Source organism: Poseidonibacter ostreae (assembly GCF_009208075.1).
Classification (GTDB): Bacteria; Campylobacterota; Campylobacteria; order Campylobacterales; family Arcobacteraceae; genus Poseidonibacter; species Poseidonibacter ostreae.
In genome coordinates, this window is the sequence record NZ_WFKJ01000125.1 from 1 (window position 1) to 573 (window position 573).

Annotated in this window: 1 protein-coding gene; it reads left to right on the forward strand. The window is 22.9% G+C overall.

Going from position 1 to position 573, the window contains the following annotated elements:
* Nucleotides 1-222: 222 nt before the first annotated feature.
* Nucleotides 223-558, forward strand: coding sequence for a hypothetical protein (locus GBG18_RS15090; RefSeq protein ID WP_152192396.1), 336 nt, complete (start codon nucleotides 223-225; stop codon nucleotides 556-558).
* Nucleotides 559-573 lie beyond the last annotated feature (15 nt).

Below are 573 nucleotides of genomic sequence, written 5' to 3' on the forward strand. Positions count from 1 at the left end.
GTTTTGCTTAAATTTTTAAAGTTCTTGTCTTTTCGGAGTTTTACTATGTTTTTCTTGGGTTTTTATCATATTTTCGATTATTTATAACAAGATTTGATAATAATCAATTCTAAAACCAATTAAAACATTACAATTTGATATAAAATTACAAAATACATTTATATTTAACTATACTTATATAAATAGATAAAGGTTAGTCTTATTGAAAAGAAGGAAATTATAGTGAATGGAAAAATTGAAGTTACATATAAGCTTTTATGTAAAAATGACGTAAATAAAGAAATCAATATTACCGAGCTTTTAGCAAATGAAAAAATAGCTAAGTTAATCAAGAATGAATTTGCAAAAGGTTTTAGAAATATAGATTTAGTTGTTGATAAAGATAGTAGTGATACTTTTAAGATTGAGACAGTAAAACAACTATACAAAGTAGAAGTTCAAAAAGATGATTTTGCAGATATTTTAGCGCTTGCTGAAGAAGATGCCTCATCTAGAAAACTATTCAAAAAAGATTGTAATAGAATTGAGCTTGTAAATATTGAAACAATAGTTAAATAAAATATTTTTGATTAT